This window comes from Streptomyces sp. NPDC093225, assembly GCF_044753805.1.
Lineage (GTDB): Bacteria > Actinomycetota > Actinomycetes > Streptomycetales > Streptomycetaceae > Streptomyces.
Map to the genome: position 1 here is coordinate 129,699 of NZ_JBIVNX010000016.1, position 18,583 is coordinate 148,281.

At 75.1% G+C, this 18,583-nt stretch carries 15 protein-coding genes; 9 read left to right on the plus strand and 6 right to left on the minus strand.

Features of this window, described 5'->3' with window-relative positions; genetic code table 11:
- Window positions 1-224: 224 nt before the first annotated feature.
- A complete protein-coding gene (locus tag ACIQCH_RS17340) occupies window positions 225-884 on the minus strand; it encodes a TetR/AcrR family transcriptional regulator (RefSeq protein WP_402581636.1) in 660 nt (219 codons plus the stop codon).
- A 350-nt stretch (window positions 885-1,234) separates the two neighbouring features.
- On the opposite strand from ACIQCH_RS17340, the gene ACIQCH_RS17345 reads away from it, so the two are divergent.
- The gene (locus ACIQCH_RS17345; RefSeq protein ID WP_402581638.1) at window positions 1,235-2,806 is read left to right on the plus strand and encodes a S8 family serine peptidase; all 1,572 of its coding nucleotides are present in this window, start codon (window positions 1,235-1,237) and stop codon (window positions 2,804-2,806) included.
- Between the two features lie 147 nt (window positions 2,807-2,953).
- Complete coding sequence (locus tag ACIQCH_RS17350; RefSeq protein ID WP_402581640.1) at window positions 2,954-4,456, plus strand: Ig-like domain-containing protein; 1,503 nt, start codon at window positions 2,954-2,956, stop codon at window positions 4,454-4,456.
- A 62-nt stretch (window positions 4,457-4,518) separates the two neighbouring features.
- On the opposite strand, the gene ACIQCH_RS17355 is transcribed toward ACIQCH_RS17350, so the two are convergent.
- Complete coding sequence (locus ACIQCH_RS17355; RefSeq protein WP_402581642.1) at window positions 4,519-6,102, minus strand: IucA/IucC family protein; 1,584 nt, start codon at window positions 6,100-6,102, stop codon at window positions 4,519-4,521.
- Between the two features lie 50 nt (window positions 6,103-6,152).
- Here ACIQCH_RS17355 and ACIQCH_RS17360 point away from each other — a divergent pair, with 50 nt between their 5' ends.
- From ACIQCH_RS17360 to ACIQCH_RS17375, 4 genes are all read left to right on the plus strand, one after another.
- A complete protein-coding gene (locus ACIQCH_RS17360; RefSeq protein WP_402581644.1) occupies window positions 6,153-7,676 on the plus strand; it encodes an IucA/IucC family protein in 1,524 nt (507 codons plus the stop codon).
- Between the two features lie 353 nt (window positions 7,677-8,029).
- The gene (locus ACIQCH_RS17365; protein ID WP_402581698.1) at window positions 8,030-8,875 is read left to right on the plus strand and encodes an endo alpha-1,4 polygalactosaminidase; all 846 of its coding nucleotides are present in this window, start codon (window positions 8,030-8,032) and stop codon (window positions 8,873-8,875) included.
- Window positions 8,876-8,999: 124 nt separating this feature from the next.
- Entirely contained in the window at window positions 9,000-11,063 is a 2,064-nt protein-coding gene (locus tag ACIQCH_RS17370) for a SpoIIE family protein phosphatase (RefSeq protein ID WP_402581646.1), read from the plus strand.
- Entirely contained in the window at window positions 11,060-11,899 is an 840-nt protein-coding gene (locus tag ACIQCH_RS17375; RefSeq protein WP_402581648.1) for a class I SAM-dependent methyltransferase, read from the plus strand. The genes ACIQCH_RS17370 and ACIQCH_RS17375 overlap by 4 nt, the downstream gene beginning before the upstream one ends.
- Here ACIQCH_RS17375 and ACIQCH_RS17380 read toward each other — a convergent pair.
- On the minus strand, window positions 11,862-13,394 hold the full coding sequence (locus tag ACIQCH_RS17380) for an FAD-dependent monooxygenase (RefSeq protein WP_402581650.1): 1,533 nt from the start codon (window positions 13,392-13,394) through the stop codon (window positions 11,862-11,864). The two genes, ACIQCH_RS17375 and ACIQCH_RS17380, sit on opposite strands and share 38 nt — an antisense overlap.
- 165 nt (window positions 13,395-13,559) lie before the next feature.
- Between ACIQCH_RS17380 and ACIQCH_RS17385 the strand changes: the two genes are divergently transcribed.
- Complete coding sequence (locus ACIQCH_RS17385) at window positions 13,560-14,258, plus strand: TetR/AcrR family transcriptional regulator (protein ID WP_402581651.1); 699 nt, start codon at window positions 13,560-13,562, stop codon at window positions 14,256-14,258.
- 94 nt (window positions 14,259-14,352) lie between these two features.
- Window positions 14,353-14,721 carry a hypothetical protein gene (locus tag ACIQCH_RS17390; protein ID WP_402581652.1) on the plus strand — a complete coding sequence of 123 codons (369 nt, stop codon included), beginning with the start codon at window positions 14,353-14,355 and terminating at the stop codon, window positions 14,719-14,721.
- Window positions 14,722-14,841: 120 nt separating this feature from the next.
- On the opposite strand, the gene ACIQCH_RS17395 is transcribed toward ACIQCH_RS17390, so the two are convergent.
- Window positions 14,842-15,834 carry a universal stress protein gene (locus ACIQCH_RS17395; RefSeq protein ID WP_402581654.1) on the minus strand — a complete coding sequence of 331 codons (993 nt, stop codon included), beginning with the start codon at window positions 15,832-15,834 and terminating at the stop codon, window positions 14,842-14,844.
- A gap of 408 nt (window positions 15,835-16,242) precedes the next feature.
- Window positions 16,243-16,989 carry a siderophore-interacting protein gene (locus tag ACIQCH_RS17400; RefSeq protein WP_402581656.1) on the minus strand — a complete coding sequence of 249 codons (747 nt, stop codon included), beginning with the start codon at window positions 16,987-16,989 and terminating at the stop codon, window positions 16,243-16,245.
- Window positions 16,990-17,154: 165 nt separating this feature from the next.
- Here ACIQCH_RS17400 and ACIQCH_RS17405 point away from each other — a divergent pair, with 165 nt between their 5' ends.
- The gene (locus ACIQCH_RS17405; RefSeq protein WP_402581658.1) at window positions 17,155-17,796 is read left to right on the plus strand and encodes a GNAT family N-acetyltransferase; all 642 of its coding nucleotides are present in this window, start codon (window positions 17,155-17,157) and stop codon (window positions 17,794-17,796) included.
- Window positions 17,797-17,844: 48 nt separating this feature from the next.
- Here the strand turns inward: ACIQCH_RS17405 and ACIQCH_RS17410 are convergent, their stop codons facing one another.
- Complete coding sequence (locus ACIQCH_RS17410) at window positions 17,845-18,285, minus strand: hypothetical protein (RefSeq protein WP_402581660.1); 441 nt, start codon at window positions 18,283-18,285, stop codon at window positions 17,845-17,847.
- Window positions 18,286-18,583 lie beyond the last annotated feature (298 nt).

Consider the following 18,583-nt stretch of genomic DNA (forward strand, 5'->3'; position numbering starts at 1 on the left):
CCCTCCCCGGCCCGGCGCGGCCCGCATCATCACCCCCCCCCCCCACAACACCCCCCCCCCCCCGGGGGGGGCCCGCGGGGGGGCGCCCCCCCCCCCCCCCCGGGGCGCCCCCACGTCGGGTCCCGTCGGACGCCCCCGACGGGACCTGACGGCGCATCACGGCCGGAGGGCCGGGTGCGGCGGGGCCGACCCCGCCGCACCCGGCCCGAACCGGGTCCGGCCCCTCAGGCGCCGGCCGCACCGGCTCCGTACAGGCGCAGGAAGGTGTCCACCCCCGCCGTGGCGATCCGCACGAGCTCCTCGTCCGGCAGCGGCACGGCCCCCCAGAACGAGCGGTCGGCGGCGCCGCTGAAGGTCAGCAGGTTGAAGTGCTCGGCGGCGAGCACCGGATCGTCGACGGCGAGGAGCCCGAGCCCCGCGATCCGCTCGAGGTGTGCGGCGAGGTCGCGCACCGAGGCCACCGGGCCCGCCTCCAGCCACGCCTTGAGGACGTCGGGCGGGAGGTTCGCGGCCTCGGCACGGATGGCCCGGGGCAGCGCGTAGCTGTCGGCGAGCGCCAGCACCGCCCGGGCCCGGTCGACCGCGAAGTCCGCCAGGTCGACGCGTACGTCCACGACCTTGCGCAGGTGCCGGTCGGCGAGGGCGGCGATGTGCTCGGTGAGCTCACCGGCCGTCTCGACGGAGGCCGTGAGGAACAGGGTCTCCTTGTCGCCGAAGTGGTTGTAGACGGTCCGCTTCGACACCCCCGCCTCGGCCGCGATCGTGTCGACGCTCGCGCGCGCGTAGCCCTCGCGGCCGAAGACCAGCGCCGCCGCCCGTACGATCGCCTCCCGCTTCTCCGGGCGACGCGACCCACCCGCCGGAGCGAGCCCTTCCGTTCCCATCCGGTCCTCCTGCCCCTCACCACATGTGCACTACCCCGTGCAGTGTAATGAACGCCTCCCCCGTCGCCCACCTCCCGGCCCGACCCGGCCGGATTGGGCCGGCGCACGTCCGGACGGCGAGACGACCGCCCGGACCCCCCAGGGGCACACGTGTGCGACCAGGCGGCCCCGGCGCCGACAGGCCGGACCGCCCCGCAGCACGTCAGCGCCGCGCTCGATGCACCAACTCCTCGTCATGGATGGTGGATTGAGGACGCGGCTCGCCGGAAGGCCCCTTGCCGGAGGGCAGGCCGAACAGACACTCTTGCCTCTCACGGGACCGGCAGGGGGTCCCAGGGGGGAGTTCCTTCATGCATGCCCAAAACCGTTCCGGGCACCGACGGTTCGCCGTGCTCGCCGTCGCCGCGGCGACGCTGCTCTCCGCGGGCCTGGCGGCCCAGGCCGAGGCGGCACCGCCGCCCGAGGGGGTCGTCGTCAACGCCGGGGCGCCGGGCACCGTGCCCGGCAGATACCTCGTGATCCTCAAGGACGCCGGCGCGAAGTCGCAGTCGCCGCAGGGCCGTTCGGTCGTCGAGCGATACTCAGGGAAGATCACGCGGACCTACGACTCGGCGCTCAACGGCTACGCGGCGGAGCTGACCGCCTCGCAGGCCCGGCGGCTGGCCGCGGACCCGGCGGTGGCACAGGTCGTCCAGGACAGCCTCGTCCACGCCGACACCACGCAGCCCGTACCGCCCTCGTGGGGGCTGGACCGGATCGACCGGCGCCGCAAGCCCGGCCAGGACAAGAAGTACACGTACCCCACCACCGCCGGCTCGGGCGTGACGGCGTACATCATCGACACGGGCATCAACTTCACGCACCGAGACTTCGGCGGCCGCGCCAGGTCGGGCTACGACGCGATCGCCCCGGGCACGCCGGCCGACGACGAGCAGGGGCACGGCACGCACGTGGCGGGCACCGTGGGCGGCGCCACCTTCGGCGTGGCCAAGAAGGCCAAGCTGGTCGCCGTGCGCGTGCTCGACGCGAGCGGTTCGGGCACCACCGCCCAGGTGGTGGCGGGCATCGACTGGGTGACCAAGCACGCCGTCAAGCCGGCCGTGGCCAACATGAGCCTGGGCGGTCTGCCCAACCCGGCGCTCGACACGGCGGTCCGCAACTCGATCGCGAAGGGCATCACCTACGCCGTCGCGGCGGGCAACAACAACGAGGACGCCTCCAAGCACTCGCCGGCCCGGGTGGGCACCGCCATCACCGTGGGCTCCACCCAGAGCGACGACCGGCGCTCGGACTTCTCCAACTACGGTCCGCTGGTGGACATCTTCGCGCCCGGCACGGACATCACGTCGGCCGTCTGGTGGGACAACACGTCCTCGACGACCCTGTCGGGCACCTCCATGGCCACCCCGCACGTCGCGGGAGCGGTGGCGCTGTACCTGGCCTCGCACCGCACCGCCAGTCCGGCCACCGTGACGGCGGCGCTCAAGGCGAACTCGACGACCGGCACGATCTGGGACCGGGGCACCGGCTCGTACAACCGGCTGCTCTACGTCGGCGCCACGCCGCTGAAGCCGGCCGGCAAGCGCTTCTCGAACGCCAAGAACTACGTCATCAGCGGCAACACCCCCGCACTGTCCCCGGTCACCGCCAGCGGCGTGGCCGGTGCGGCCCCGAAGGACTTGGAGGTCGCGGTCTCGATCAAGTTCCCGGCATGGGGCTTCCTCGAGCTCGCCCTGGTCGCCCCCGACGGGACCTCCTACCCGCTCAGCCTCGCCGACACCAGCTGGGACATGCCCGACGTGGGCGGCATCTGGACCGTCAACGCCTCCGCGGAGACCGCCAACGGCACGTGGCGCCTGCGCGCCAACGACCCCTACTCCAGCAACGCCGGCTACATCGACAGCTGGACGCTCCGCTTCTGACGGATCCGCCTCCGGCGACCGGCCGGAGGAACGTTGGGCCGTGCGGGTGCTCTCCGACCCCGTACGGCCCAGCGGGCCGAGTAGATGATCATTTGGTGCACCCGCGCCGCCCATACTGCGAACCGGCTACGAGCGCAGGAGGGCGGCGTGACGGTGTCGCAGGCACGGCAACGGCTGAAGTGGGGCACTCTCACCTGTGTGACCGGCGCGCTGCTGGTCACCGCGGCGGCACCGGAGCGGTCCCCGGCGGCCGCCTCCCCGGTCCGACCGCCGACGGCCGCGGTCCCGGTCCTGCTGGACCGGGTCGTGATCGGCACCGCCACCGACTGCCAGGCCGGGAGCCTGCGCGCCGGCGCGTGCGGGGGCTGGCGGCAGCAGACGGTACGGGCCACCCCGGAGGGCGCGGACGCCGGGCCGGCCGAGGTACTGGCGGCCCTCGCCGCCGGGGCCCCGCCGGCCGGCCCGCTGACCAGCGCCACCAGTCCGCTGCGGCTGGCGGTGGCCGAGCCGGACCGGCTGACCGACGTCGTCGTCCAGGACGCGCGCGGCCGGCGCATCGCCGGCGTGCTCGACCCCACGGGCGGGACGTGGCGGAGCGCCGACCCGCTGCGGGCCGGCGAGTCCTACGCCGTCCGGGTCCGGGCCCAGGGCGGCCGTGACGAGCGGGCCGTCGGGGTCACGCTGGCGTTCCGCACCGCCCCGGAGGGCAAGGTCCCCGAGCACCGCGGTCCCACCGCCGGAGCGGACGACACCGGAGCCGCCGGTGAGCGCCTGACCGTGGACTTCGGCCCGGGGCCCGGCACGTACGGCGCCGGGCAGGTGCTGACCGCCGAGCTGAGCCTGGCCGTCCCGGCCACCGACCGGCGGGGGCGGGCCCTGGTGGAACGGGCCCTGGACGTCAGCTCGCAGCCGCGGGTGGAGGGCTCCTGGCACTGGGTGGACGAGCGGACCCTGCACTACCGGCCGCGGGACTTCTGGCCCGCGCACGCCGTGGTCGACGTACGCGCGGGGCTGGACGGCGTGGCTCTCGGCGACGGCCGCTACGGCGGCCCCTCGGAACCTCTCCACCTCCTGATCGGCGACCGGGTCGAGGCGCTCACCGACTCGCGCACGCACCGCATGACCGTACGCCGCAACGGCGTGCGGCTGCGGACCCTGCCGGTGACCACCGGCAAGCCCGGCTTCCGCACCCGCAGCGGCATCAAGGTCGTGCTCAAGAAGGAGCCGAAGGTGCGGATGCGCGGCGACAGCGTGGGCATCCGGCGCGGCACCCAGGAGTTCTACGACCTGCCCGTGGAGTGGGCCACGCGCGTGACGTGGAGCGGCGAGTACGTGCACGCCGCGCCGTGGTCGGTCGAGGCGCAGGGCCAGGAGAACGTCAGCCACGGGTGCACCGGCATGAGCACCGACGACGCGCACTGGTTCTTCGACACGGTGCGGGAGGGGGACATCGTCACCGTGGTCAACAGCGGGGGCGCGGCGATGACGCCCTTCGACAACGGCTTCGGGGACTGGAACCTGAGCTGGGCGGCGTGGCGGGCCGGCAGCGCGCTGTCCGGCCGGGCCGGGGAGGCGGCGGCCGCGGACCCGGGCGCGGGGGCGGCGTACGCCGCCGCACACGGCGCCCCCGTGCTGCGGCCGATGACCTGAGCCCGGCCGGCCCGGGCGGGCGGCGGCGGCCGCCCGGCCGGCCAGGGGCTCGGGCCTGGGGCTCAGACGCGGGGCTCGAGCAGGGGGTTCGGCAGCGGGAGGTAGCGGGAGGCGGCGCCGTCGGCGTCGGTCCAGCGCAGCAGGAGGTTCGCCTTGCCGGGCAGGGTGGGCCAGGCGAGCAGGTCCGCGACCTCGGGGAGTGCACGCCGGTCCGCGTACGCCTCGAACTCCCGGCGCACGGCGGGCCACAGGGCGGGGGCGGCGCCGGGGAAGCGCTCGACGAGGGCCCCGGCGATCTCCGCGAGGTGGTTGACGACCAGGCAGTACACCAACCGCTCCCAGCCGGCCTCGCGCCCCACCTCGGGCAGGTGCTTGACGCCCTCGGGGTCGCGGAAGACCGCCTGCACGGGGGTGCCCGCGCCGTCCACCGCGACCAGGGTGTTCTGCAGGTGGCACTCGAGGACCAGGCCGTACCGGGCGAACGCGTCCAGCACCGGCGGCACCACGCACCGCAGGTACGCCGCCCACCACGGCCGCGGGTCGGCCAGCCGGTCCAGGGGGTTGCCCTCGAACCCCTCGGCGAGCGCGGCCGGGAGCAGCGCGGTGGTACCGGGCCGCAGGTGCCGGTCCAGGCCGTCGCGGACGAGCACCGCGCAGGCCTCGAAGAGGCCGTCGACGGTGCGGTAGCCGCGGTCCCTCATCCACGCGGCGCCCGGGCGGTCGGCGCCGGGGGCGAAGGCGGCGGCCACCGCCCGGTCGGTGCGCAGCAGGCGCAGCAGGTCGTGGCGCCACAGGCGGCGGACGTCGTTGGTGATGCGGACGTCGAGGCTGAACTTCAGGAACAGGTCCTCGTCGTGGCCGGCCGGGCGGCGGCCGGGCAGGTGCACGGTCCGGACCGAGGCGGTGGGGTGCACCGGCCAGGGCGTCTCGCCGAGCCTGACGAGCCGCCCGTCGTCGAACGCCGCCCGCAGTTCTGGCAGGTGGGCGGTGAGGGCCAGCTGCCAGGGGTGGGCGGGCAGGACGCGGTAGCCGGCGGGGGCCCGGCCGAGGGCGTCGAGGGCGCTGGTGTCGCCCTCCTCGACGAGGGCGTCCTCGCGGACGCCGAGCAGGACGAGGGGGAACCGGGCGTGCGCCTCGGGGGCGTAGCGCAGCCAGCCGTCGGCCGGGCCGCCGCCGCGCGCCTTGGGGGCGGGGTGGAAGGGATGGCCGGTGACCAGGGCCTGCTCGGAGCGCAGCCAGGCGTCGGCGGGCGCCTCGGTGCGGGCGCGGGCGGCGAGGATGGCGGCCACGGCCTCGTGGCTTTCGGCCATCTCGTCGGCGAGGGCGTCGTTGGATCGGCCCGTGGTCAGGACCATCTCCCGCGTCACGAGGTCGACGAGGTCGGGGTGGTGCAGCCGCCGCCAGCCCTGGCCGGACCACAGTTCGGGGTGGTGCGGCCGGTGCCGGCCGCGGACGCGCAGCAGGTCGCCGCCCGCGCGCAGCCGGTAGGTGCGCGGGCCGGGCGGGGCCTGGTCGAGGAGGTCGGCGGGCCGGTCCGTGACCGGGTCGGCGAGCTCCCTGAGCAGGCAGTTCAGCAGCGGTATGACGGCCAGCGCGTCGGCGGTCGGAGCGGTGGTCGGGTCGGCGGTGACGGGAATCGCGTTCATCAGAGATCAGTATGGGTACCCTCGCACCCCCGTGCGTTCCAGGAGGACCAGTGTTCCAGACCGCCGCCGAAGTCGCCCTCGCCGACGAACTGCAGGTGGTGCGCCCCGATTTGGTGGCCCCGTACGCGGCCGCGCTGCCGGGGGCCCGGGCATCGGTGCTCGGCCGGCTGTGGCGGGGACTCGTACACGAACCGGTGCCGTGGGTGACCGGGCGCGAGCCGGTGCGCGACGGGCTGGTGCTGCGGCTGGCCGACGGGCGGCGGTTGTACGGGCCGGTGCAGGACCCGTGGGCGACCGGCACCGCGCTGAAGGCGGTGGAGCTCGACAGGGCGGCGTACGCGCATCCGGCGCGCCTGCTGCACGCGCTGGGGGTGCCGTACGGCGAGGGTTTCGCGGCCGAGTTGGACGGCAGCGCGGCGTCGTTGGCGCTGTCCCGGACGGCGCCGGTCGCGGCGGGCCGGCCCGGGGCCTCGTGGGAGTGGGAGCAGCGGGTGGTGGACGGGCATCCGTACCACCCGGGCTGCCGGTCGCGGCCGGGGTTCACGGCCGCCGAGCAGTTGGCCTACGCGCCCGAGCACCGGCCGGTGGTGCGGCTGCCGCTGGTGGCGGCGCGGGAGGCCGCGGTGACGGGCACGTGGCCGGACGCGCTGCGGGACGGCCCGGCGGTCCTGGTGCCGGTGCATCCCTGGCAGGCGGCGCACGTGCTGCCCGGACCGGTACGGGGCCCGGCGTTGCCCGCGCGGCCGCTGATGGCGCTGCGCACGCTGCACGCGCAGGCGTCGGAGCTGGGGCCCGGGGTGGACGTGAAGACGGCGCTCAGCGCACGGTTGACCTCGTCGGTGCGGGACATCTCGGCGTACTCGGTGGCGAACGCGGCGGTGCTGTCGGACTTCGTCGAGGGCCTGGCGGCGCGGCTGGACGGCCCGCTCGCCGGGCGGCTGCACATCACGCGCACGCTGGGCGCGGTGGGGGCGCCGGCTCCCGACCTGGCCGCGGTGTTGCGCGAGTCGCCGGACCGGTACGCGGACCGGGCGGCGGGCGAGTCGGTGGTGCCGGTGGGGAGTCTGGGAGCCGTGGTGCCGGCCGGGCGGCGGCTGGAGTGGCTGACGGGCTACGCGGAGCTGGTGGTCGGCGTCGGGCTGCGGTTGCTGGAGCTGGGGCTGGCGCTGGAGGCGCACGGGCAGAACCTGCTGGTGGTGCTGGACGCCCGGGGCGAGCCGCGGCGGCTGGTGTACCGGGACGTGGCCGACACCCGCATCAGCCCGGAACGGCTGGCGCGGCACGGCATCGCGGTGCCGGCGCTCACGGAGCGGCAGCGCACCGACGACCCCGTGGCGCTGCGGGCGAAGTTGTTCGGGTCGCTGGTCACGGGGGCGCTCGGGCCGTTGGCGGGGGACGCGCAGACGCTCGGCGCGCTGCTGGAGGCGGCCCTGGCGACCGTCCCGGACGGCCCGGACGCGGCGGCTCTGCGCACCCAGCCGCTGCCGGCGAAGGCCCTGACCCTGATGCGCCTCGGCCCGCCGGGTACGGGCGACGTGTGGGCGGCGCTCCCGAACCCCCTGGCGGGTGCATAGGCGCGCCCCGGGGGCGCGTGGACGGGGCGGTACGCCCCCGGCGCACAGTGCCGTTCCGGTGGGCGGACGTGGCCGAAGTCATGCTGTCGGGCGGCGGTTGACGGGTTCGGGCGCGGGGTGGGGCAGGCCTATGATGTGATCGCCTCGGCCCGGCCCGTCCGCCGGGCTCGTCGCTCTCGTGGAAGAGCCCAGTGCCGAGGAGCAAGCCCGTGGCCGAAGCCCGCACCCCGTCCCTCAAGCGCCGCGTCGCGCGGTACGGCCTCGCGCTCGGCGCCGCCGGCGGACTGCTGGCGGGGCTGCCGTACCTCAACTCCGCTGACGGCGGTTCCGACGACGGCGGGCGGGCGGAGCCGCTGGCGGCCGCCGCCGACCGCCGGCCGGTGGCGGGGGCCGGTACGGGTGGCGCGTCCTCCGACACGGGCGCGGCCTCCCCCGGGGCCCAGGGGGCCGGTGCCGCCGGCCCGGTGGCCGCCGCCGTGCGGATCCCGATGCCGCCCGGCAACGCACCGTTCGACTACCAGCTCGGCGGCGCGTACCGTCCGGCGGCCGGGGTCAGGGTGCTCTCCCGCGACCGGTCGGACCGGCCGGTGTCGGGGGCCTACACGATCTGCTACGTCAACGGCTACCAGGCCCAGCCGAACGAGCTCCGCTGGTGGCAGCGCAACCACCCGGACCTGCTGCTGAAGGACGCGCACGGCCGGCCCGTGGTCGACGAGGACTGGAACGAGGTCCTCCTCGACACGCGCACCGCCGCCAAGCGGACCCGGCTGGCGGCGGTCGTGGGGCGGTGGATCGACGGCTGCGCCAAGCACGGCTTCAAGGCCGTGGAACCGGACAACCTCGACTCCTACGAGCGCTCCAAGGGCCTGCTGCGCAAGAGCGACAACGTGGCCTTCGCCCGGCTGCTGGCCGCCCGCTCGCACGCCCGGGGACTGGCGATCGGCCAGAAGAACACCTCCGAGCTGGCTCCGCAAGGCCGGCGCATCGGCTTCGACTTCGCCGTGGCCGAGGAGTGCGGCCGCTACGACGAGTGCGGGGCGTACACGGCGGCGTACGGCAACCGGGTCTTCGTGATCGAGTACCGCGCGCGGGACTTCAAGAAGACCTGCGCGACCTGGGGCGGCCGGCTGTCCGTCGTACAGCGCAACGTCGACCTGCGGCCCGTCGGGCGCACCGGGTACGTCCGCAAGGCCTGCTGACCGGCCCGGCGGTCCCGTCCGCCACGCTGCCGGAGGTGCGGCGGACGGGCACGGTGGCGCAGCGTGGCCGGGCCTCGGCTAGGGTTTTCGGTAGAACTGCACCCCCCGGGGTTAGGTCGATGCATTGGACACTTACCAGTCGACGAGCGAGAGTCCGGATCAGCCCCTCACGGCGGTCGGGTACGCGGGGGTGCTCCGCGAGCTCCTGCCCATGGCCCTGTGGCGGGAGGACGCGGACGGACGCATCGTGGAGTGGTCGCTGGCCGCGCAGGACCTGCTCGGATACCGGCCCGGCGCGGTGCTCGGGAAGCCGGCCGCGGAGGTGCTCGTCCCGCGGGGCAACTGGGGTCTCGCCGAGGACCTGACGCGGCGCGTGCACTCCGGGGAGACGGTGGGCGGCACCCTGTCGGTGCAGCACCGCGACGGGCACCCCGTGACGATGGAGATGTGGATCCTGCCGGCCGCCGACCCCCGGGGCCGGCCGGGCGCGATGCTGATCGCGGTGGAGACCTCCCAGGTGCTGCGGATGCGCGACTCCCTGGCGGCGCTGGAGAGCCTGTTCACCCAGTCGCCCATCGGGCTCGCCACGCTGGGCCCCGACCTGCGCTTCCTGCGCGTCAACGACGCGCTGGCCCGGATGAACGGCGTACCCGCCGCCCAGCACATGGGGCGGCGGCTCACCGAGGTGGTGCCGGGCGTGAACGCCGCCGCGCTGGAGGCCATGATGCAGCGGGTGCTGGACCGGGGGGAGGCGGTGCTGGACGCCCGCCGCACCGGCCGCACCCCGGCCGACCCCGACCACGACCGGACCTGGTCGTGCTCGTACGCCCCGTTGCGGGACGGGGCGGGGCGGCGGCTCGGCCTGATCGCCTCGCTCATCGACATCACCGACGGTCAGCGGGCCCTGGTCGAGGCCGAGCGGGCCCGGCGCCGGTTCGCGGTGCTGGCCGAGGCCGGGGAGCGCATCGGTACGACGCTGGACCTGCGGCAGACCGCCGAGGAGATCGTGGAGGTGCTGGTCCCCCGGTTGGCCGACTCCGCCGACGTGCAGATCCTGGAGACGGTGTTGGCCCCGGACGACGCGAGCGCCCCGCACGGGCTGCTGCGCCGGCTGGCGGCCGCCTTCCCCGACCCGACCGCGCCGACGGCGAAGCTGGCGGTGGGGCAGACCTTCCAGATCCCGCTCGGCTCGGTGTACGAGCAGGTCATCACCGACGGCCGGGCCATGAACCTGTACACGTCGGACGTCCCGGCCCTCATCAAGGGCACCCGTGCAGAATCGCTTCGCCGCTACCTCGGGGCCGCCGTCGGCTCGGCGCGCCTGATCCCGCTCGTGGCGCGGGGCAAGGTGCTGGGCGCGGTGTCGGTGACCCGGCTGAAGGGGCGCGAGCCCTTCGACGAGCAGGACTGCGTGCTGATGGACGAGGTGGTGGCCCGGGCCGCCCTCAACATCGACAACGCCCGCCTGTACATGAGCCAGCGGGAGGCGGCCCTCACCCTCCAGCGCAGCCTGACGAACAACCCGCTGCCCGAGGTGCCGGGCCTGGAGCTGACGGGCCGCTACCTCCCGGCCAGCGACCACGACGTGGGCGGCGACTGGTACGACGCGATCCGCCTGTCCGGCGGGCGGACCGGTCTGGTGATCGGCGACGTGATGGGCCACGGGATCCACGCGGCCGCCGTGATGGGGCAGTTGCGCACGGCGGTGCGCACCCTGGCCCGGCACGACATCCCGCCCGAGCACATGCTGCGCTCCCTCGACGAGGTGGTGGCGGACCTGGGCGAGGACGAGATGGCCACGTGCGTCTACGCCGTCCACGACCCGGCGACGGGCGAGTGCGTGCTCGCCCGCGCCGGGCACCCCCCGCCGGCGGTGGTCCTGCCCGGGGGCGGGGTCACCTTCCTCGACGGACCGGCGGGCACCCCGCTGGGCACCGGCGGGCGCGAGTTCCGCACCGAGCGGTTCGCGCTCCCGCCGGGCAGCGTGCTCGCCCTGTACACGGACGGGCTGATCGAGTCCCGCGAACGGGACCTCGACCAGGGCATGGCCCGGCTCGCCGACGCCCTGCAGGACCTGGACCGGCCCCTCGACGAGGTGTGCGAAAGCATCCTGGTCCGGCTCCTCCCGACCGCCGCGCAGGACGACGTCGCCCTGCTGCTGGCCCGCACCCCCCACCCCGTCCCATGACGTCGGAGCGGTCCCCGGACATGTGGGCGGCCGGTGGCGCCTACGAGCGGTACATGGGCCGCTGGAGCCGGCCGGTGGCGCGGGCCTTCGTGGAGTGGCTCGGCGCCGAGGAGGGGCTGCGTTGGCTCGACGTGGGGTGCGGTACCGGGGCGCTGACGGCAGCCGTGGTCGACCGGTGCCGGCCGCGGCTGGTGCTGGGGCTGGACCGCTCCCCCGGCTTCGTGGCGGCCGCCGCTGCCGCCGCCCCCGCCGCGGCGTGCTTCGCGGTGGCCGATGCGTCGGCCCTGCCGCTGCGCGACGGGGTCTGCGATGCGGCCGTGAGCGGGCTGGCGCTCAACTTCCTGCCGGACGCACGGGCCGCGGTGGCCGAGGTGACCCGGGCGGTGCGGCACGGCGGCCTGGTCGCGGCGTACGTGTGGGACTACGCCGAGGGCATGGGCTTCCTGCGCCGCTTCTGGGACACGGCCGCCGCGCTGGATCCGGCGGCCGCCGCACTGGACGAGGGCCGCCGCTTCCCCGTGTGCCGACCCGAGCCGCTGCGCGCCCTGTGGGTGCGGGCGGGGCTCACGGACGTCCGCGTCGCCCCGGTCGAGGTGCCCACCCGCTTCGCCGGCTTCGCCGACCTGTGGGAGCCGTTCCTCGCCGGTCAGGGCCCCGCACCCGCGTACGTCGCGGGGCTCGGCCCGGCCGCCCGCGACCGTTTGCGCGACGCCTTCCGCCGGGCCGTGGACGTCGGGCCCGACGGAACGGTCGCGCTCACCGCACGGGCGTGGGCCGTCCGGGGCCACCGGCCCGACGTCAGGCGCCCGACACCGCCGGGGCCACCGGTCCGGTGAAAGGGGCCGCCCAGTCCTCCGGCGCGGCCACCGCGTCCTGGGCGGCGCAGGCGATGTAACCGTCCGGGCGGATCAGGAACAGGCCCCGGCCGTAGGCCTCGTACGCCCCTATGCGCGCCGTGCGCAGCTGCGGGAGCGGCGGCAGGTGCCCGGGCAGCTCGGTGTCGACGGCGAGCAGCGTGAAGTGCGGGCCGCGGAAGAGGTCGAAGAGCCGTGTGCCGTCGCGCCGGCCGTCGGGGGCGCGGTCGCCCGCGGTCAGCGCCTCGTCGGGCAGCCCGGTCCGGCTCTCGCGGGTGAGCGAGGAGTACCGGTGGTGCAGGCCCAGCTGGCGGGTGGCGGCCCCGCGCTTGGCTTGGCCGCGGTGGATGCGCGTGGACAGGCCCAGCATCTCGGCGGCGTTGGGCAGCCGTTCCTCCTCGTAGGTGTCGAGCAGGTCCTCCGGCGCGCCGTCGCGCAGTACGGCCGCGAGCTTCCAGCCCAGGTTGTACGCGTCCTGCACGCTGGTGTTGAGCCCCTGCCCGCCTGCCGGGGAGTGGATGTGGGCGGCGTCGCCGGCCAGGAAGACCCGCCCTTCGCGGAAGCGGTCGGCCATGGCGGCGTTCACCGTGAAGTCGGAGGCCCAGCGGACCTCGGTGACGTCCTCGGCGCGCAGGTGCGTCAGTTCGGCCACGAGGGCGCGCACGTCGTCCGCGGTCAGCTCGGGGCGCGCCTCGGAGTACTGGGCGACGAACTGGAACTCTTCCGTGTGCGGGAGCGGGCACAGCGCCGCGAATCCCCGGGTGCCGTCCTCGGAGGGCGGGAAGACGTGCCAGTGGTCCCGGTCGAGGGCGTCCACGACGACGTCGGCGACGACGAGCGGCGAGTCGTCCACGCGCTCCCCGGTCATCTTGATGCCGGTCAGACGGCGCACCGTCGACCGGCCGCCGTCGGCCCCGGCCACGTACCGGGCGCGGACCTCCACCGGACCCTCGGCGCCCGCCGGGCCGCCGGGGGCCGGCGCGAGCGTGGCCGTGACGCCTTCGGAGTCCTGGGCCAGGTCGGTCAGTTCGGTGCCGAAGCGCACGTGGCCGCCCAGCTCGCGCAGCCGGGCGAGCAGGATCTCCTGCGTCCGCCACTGCGGCAGCATCCAGGGGCTGGCGTACGGCTCCTGCTCGGTGGGCTCGCCCTGCTCGAGTACGGGGTGCTCGCCGAGCCGCACCCCGTCCCGCCACGCCATGCCCGTCGGGGCCGGACCACCCCAGCGCAGGACCTCGTCGAGGACGCCCAGGTCCTCGAAGACCTCCAGGGTGCGCGGCTGGATGCCCTTGCCGCGCGAGCCGGGGAACAGTCCCGGCGCCCGCTCCACCACCAGGGCGCGGACCCCGCGCCGCGCCAGGTCGCAGGCGAGCACGAGGCCGGTCGGCCCCGCCCCCACGATCAGGACGTCCGTCTCGCTGCCGTGCGCCTGGTCCTGCGCCTCGCCTCGTGCCTGGTCCTGCGCCGCGTACGCGCTCATCGTCTTCCCCCGTTCCGTCCCCGTGGCCGCACCCTGCGACCACCTCTCCTTAACGTCGTTAAGGAGGCCGTGAAACGAGGATGCCTTTAACGTTGTTAAGCTGTCAAGCCCCGAGAAGCGGAACCCCCGCGGACCTGAGAAGCGGACCCCGAGAAGAGGCAGGCGATGACCCCCACGCCCGACCGAACGCCGCCCCGCGTCCCGCCACTGAGCCGCACCACCGTCGCCGAGGCGGCCCTGCGGCTGCTCAACGAGACCGGCCTGGAGAAGCTGACGCTGCGCGCGATCGCGACCGAGCTGGACGTGAAGGCGCCGGCCCTGTACTGGCACTTCAAGAACAAGCAGGAGCTCATCGACGAGATGGCGACGGAGATGTACCGGCGGATGGCGCGGGACGCCCCGGAGTCCCTCTCCACCCTGGACCCGGGCCCGTCCGCCCCGGCCCTCCCCTGGCGGGACCGGCTCCTCGTCGCCAACCGCAGCCTGCGGCACTCCCTGCTCTCCTACCGGGACGGTGCCCGGGTCTTCAGCGGCTCGCGGTTCACCGGCACCGACCACGCCGAGCACTCCGAGATCCAGCTCCGGGCCCTGCTCGCGGCCGGCTTCGGACTCGACCAGGCGGTGCGGACGCTGGCGACGACGTTCTCGTACACCCTCGGCTTCGTGACCGAGGAGCAGGGCGTCCACCCCGTCCGCGGCGAGCGGCGCGAGGGCTACGACGTGGCCGAGCGCGGCGAGCGGCTCGCGGAGTTCCCGCTCTCGGCGGCGGCCGGCACGCACCTCTTCGAGGAGTACGACGCCCACTTCGAGGAGGGCCTCCAGCTCATCCTCGACGGCGTCAGCGCGCGCTACGGCGTGCGCTGACCCGGCCGGCGGCACCGGGGCCGGTGACCGGGCGGGCCGGTACCTGACGGATGATGGAGCACCGAGAACCGAGAACCGAGAGAGGGAGTCCCGCGTGGACGTACAGCACTTCGAGCGGATCACCGCGTTCATCGAGGCGCGGCTGACGCCGCTGTTCGACCCGCAGGAGGGCAGCGACCACGGCTGGGGCATGGACGACAAGTCCCGCGCACTGCGTGCCCTGCGCAACGCGGTGCTCGGCGCCTCGGCCATCAAGGGGATCATCGCGCAGCGGGCCGCGGCCGACGCGGCGCTGCGCGGGATCATCGACCAGTCGCTGGAGCACAACTGGGACGTCCTGCGCGGGATCGCCCGCCAGTGGGAGGATCACCCGGACTACCAGCGGGAGTTCAAGCGGCACGCCTGGGAGCTGGAGGCCGCTCCGGCAACGGCCGCCGCGGCGACCGCCGCCACGGACGGCTGACGGTCCGTTCCGCACGGTCCACGGCCTACGGCCGGGGTGCTCGCCCCGGCCGGTCCGGTTCTCGTCCGGGTGGCCCGGTCGTTCGGCAGGCCGTCGAGCCGACGCCCGGCCAAGGGCGCTTCACGCCTTCTGCGACCTGGCGCCCGGCACGACCGCCACCGGGCACTGCGCGTGCTGCAGCGCCGCGTTCGCGACGGAGCCCATGATCAGCGACTGCGTCCGCACCCGGTGCCGTCCCACCACGAGCAGTGCGGCGGTCTTCGACAGCGCGACCAGCTGACCCGCCGCGTCACCGGGACCGATCAGGTTCTCCACCGGCACGTCCGGGTACGCGGCCCTGGCCGCCGCCAGCCGCTCCTGCTGGGCCCGCTCGATCTCGCGCAGCAACGGGGCGACGTCCGCCTCCGAGAGCGAGGCGACCGGCATCGGCGTGGCGACCAGCGGCAGCGGCGCGACCGGGTCCAGGAAGGCGGTCACGGCCAGCACCCCCAGGCCGCGTTCGGCAGCCCGCCGGAAGGCGAAGTCGACCACCTCGTCCGACGTGTCGGACGGGTTCACCCCGAGCACCACCCGGCCCCCCGCGTTCCAGTCCCGCGTCGCGGTGCCTTCCTGGGCGGCACCCTCCTCACCGGGCGCCTCCTCGGCGGCCTCCGACGGGCCGGCCTCCCGTGCCCCGTGCGGTACGACGACCACGGGGCACGGCGCGGTCGTCGCGCAGGCCCGGCTGGTGGAACCGAGCAGCAGGCTCGCGAAGCCGCCCCGCCCGCGCGAGCCCAGGACGAGCATCACCGCCCCCGCCGCCCGCGCGCTGAGCGCGCCCGCCACCTCGCCGGTCAGGGACTCGAAGCGCAGCGGCGGCAGCTCGTCGTCCGCATCCACGTGCTCCCGGACGTACGCCTCGACCGGGTCGGCCGCCGCCTCGGCCGGCGTTCCCACCACGGCCTCGCGGCGCGCCTGCCAGAGTTGGGTGTGGTCGGGCAACACGTGCGCGACCACGAGCTCCGTGCCGGCCGCGCGCGCCGCGGGGAGTGCCCAGTGCAGGGCCTTGAGGCTGTGGTCGGATCCGTCCACGGCCACCACGACGGGGCCCTCGTTCGCACCATCAGAGATCATTCGTCCAGGATTGCACCCCTGTGCGTCGGGGGCCGGAAGGCCGCCCCGGGGGACGGTTCGGAAACCCCGGGCGCCCGCGTCCCTCGGTTCTGGGGCGGGTGCGTCCCTCCGTCCCTCGCTTCTGGCGGGTGAGTCCATCGCTTCTGGCGGGCGCCGTGTCGGGTGGGGTGGCTTCGGGGGTGGGTCCCGTGGTGTGTGGGTCCCCTCGGTGCTTGACCCGGTAGGGCCTGCAGGCCCTGCGGCAGGCCCACCCCTGGGGCTTCGGGGGCTCCGCCCCTGGCCTGCGGCCACCCCAGGCCCGGGCCTGCCTCCGGACCAGCCTGCCCTACCGCCTCAAGCGCCTCCCCCACACACCACGGGGCGGCAGTGCTTCGGAAGGGGTGGGCCCGGGGCTTCGGTGGGTGCCGGTCAGGTTTCGGTGGTGGGGCGCCAGTAACCCAGGCTGTTCACGCGCTGCTTGGGGAGGCCCAGGTCCTTGCGGAGGTAGCCGGTGAGGGTGCGGGTCGTCGCCGTGTCGCAGGCCAGCCAGACGTACGCCGACTCGGGGTCGGCGGTCAGGGCGGGCAGTTCGGCGTGGATCCGCTCGACCAGACCGGTGCCGGCGCCGCTGCGCGGGACGTGGCGGATGTCGTGCCGGTCCGGATCGATGCGGACCGGGAGCTCGGCGTCGGCCTCGTGCCGGGTCTCGAACCAGATGGTCGCAGGGGTCTTCGGGTAGGCGTCCAGCAGGGAGTTGATGGCGGGCAGCGAGGCCGGGTCGCCGATCACGAGCAGCCGTTCGGGAGCGGGCGCGGGGGCGGTGAAGCCGGTGCCCTGGACCGTGGCCTCGATGGTGTCGCCCGCCGCCGCGTTGCGCGCCCAGTCGCTGGCCACGCCGTCGTGCAGGGCGAATTCCAGGGCGAAGGTGCCGGCTGCCGGGTCCGGGTCGACGAGCGTGTAGGCGCGCTGGTGGGGCTTGCCGTTGTCGGCGAACCAGAGGCGGACCCACATGGTCGGGTGCAGGGAGTCGCCGGCCGCGGCGAGGAGGCCGCCGTCCGTGAAGCGGACGCGGCGGTAGTGCGGGGTGACCTGTTCCGCGCCGGTGACCGTGAACGTGAAGTCCTTGCCGCGCAGCAGCTTGAGGACCACGCCTTCCCAACCCTTGCCGACCGCCATGTTCCTGACCCCTCCATGGACCGCTATATTTAGGCCAGCCTAACCTAACTCCACGTGTGGGTGTGCGCGCCTTCGGGTTGCCTCATCGCCGCCCGGCGCCGCCCGCAAGACCCCGACGCCGACCCTCGCGGCCGGTCCCTCCCACCGAACGGAACGAGCCACTCCATGAGACCCGACTCCGCGGCCCCCGCCGACGTCTACAGCGAGACCGTCGAGGGGTTCGGAACCGTCCGCTTCACGCCCGTCGACCCGGCCGCCGACTCCGCCGTGCTGCACTCCTGGGTCGCCGAGGAGCGCGCCGAGTTCTGGGGGATGAACGGCGCGAGCCGGGAGCTGGTCCAGGAGATATACGAGGACGTGGACCGGCGCGACACGCACCACGCGTTCATGGTCAGGCTGGACGGCGAGCCGGTGGCGCTGTTCCAGACGTACCGGCCGTCCGAGGACCGGGTCAGCGAGTGCTACGAGGTGCGCGAGGGCGACGTCGGCGTGCACCTCATGCTGGCCCCGGCCTCGGGACGCCCCCGCCCCGGCTTCAGCCGTACGCTGATCGGATCGCTGACCCGTTTCCTCTTCCGGGACCCGGCCGCCCTGCGCGCCGTCGGCGAGCCCGACGCCCGCAACGACAAGGCCCTCGCCCTGCTGGGCCGGATCGGCTTCGTCCGCCAGGGCGAGATCACCCTCCCCGAGGTCGACCTCCCGGAGGTGTACCTGCCCGAGAAGCGGGCCGTCCTCGCCTTCATGGACCGCCCGGAGCCCCTCCCGACCCCGGTCGCCGTCGGCGCCCTGCAGCCCTCGACCATCTGATCGTCCGTCAACAGGGCGGCTGTGGCCAGCAGTAGGAAGCCGTGCGACTCACGGCGCGGACGCCTCCGGAGCCGCCGGCGCGGCCTCCGGCGGCTCCGCCGGGCCGCCCCGGCGGGCGCGTATGCGGGCCCGCACGAAGCGCGCCAGGTGGGTGACGGCGTAGCCCAGCAGCCACGGCCCGAACGTGATGCCCCCGACGTACACGGCGAAGAAGCCGAGGAAGTCGTACAGGTGCTCCGGCGGCCCCAGGCTGCCGTCCATCATCACGGGCCGCTCCCACTTCTCCAGCGGGAAGACCATGGGGACCAACGCGGTCACGACGGGGACCAGCGGGATCAGTACCGAAGCCCACCGCCTGCCGCGACCGGGCTTGCCGGCACACGACGATCCCAGCGCGAGCATGAGGAACGGCCCGAACGGGACCCACAGCACGGCGGGCAGGAGCAGGAGCACCCACCAGTCGTCCGAGTACCCGAACATCATCGGCATCGCCCCCTGCGTCCCGAATTCCGCCCCGTCGTACGCCAGTCTGAATCATGGCACCGACAAGCCGGTTCGTGGGCGTGGGGCGTGGGTTGGGGATGCCTCCGCGCTTCCTTCGCGCGAGTGGACCTCGACTCGGGGCCGGCCGGCCCCGGTGACGGGGATCCTGGTCGCCCGGTTCCGGGAGTGCCGCCCTGTGGTGTGCGGGGGAGCCTCTTGAGGCGCTGTGGCAGGCTGGTCCGGAGGCAGGCCCGGGCCTGGGGTGGCCGAAGGCCAGGGCGAAGCCCCTTGCCCCGGGGGTGGG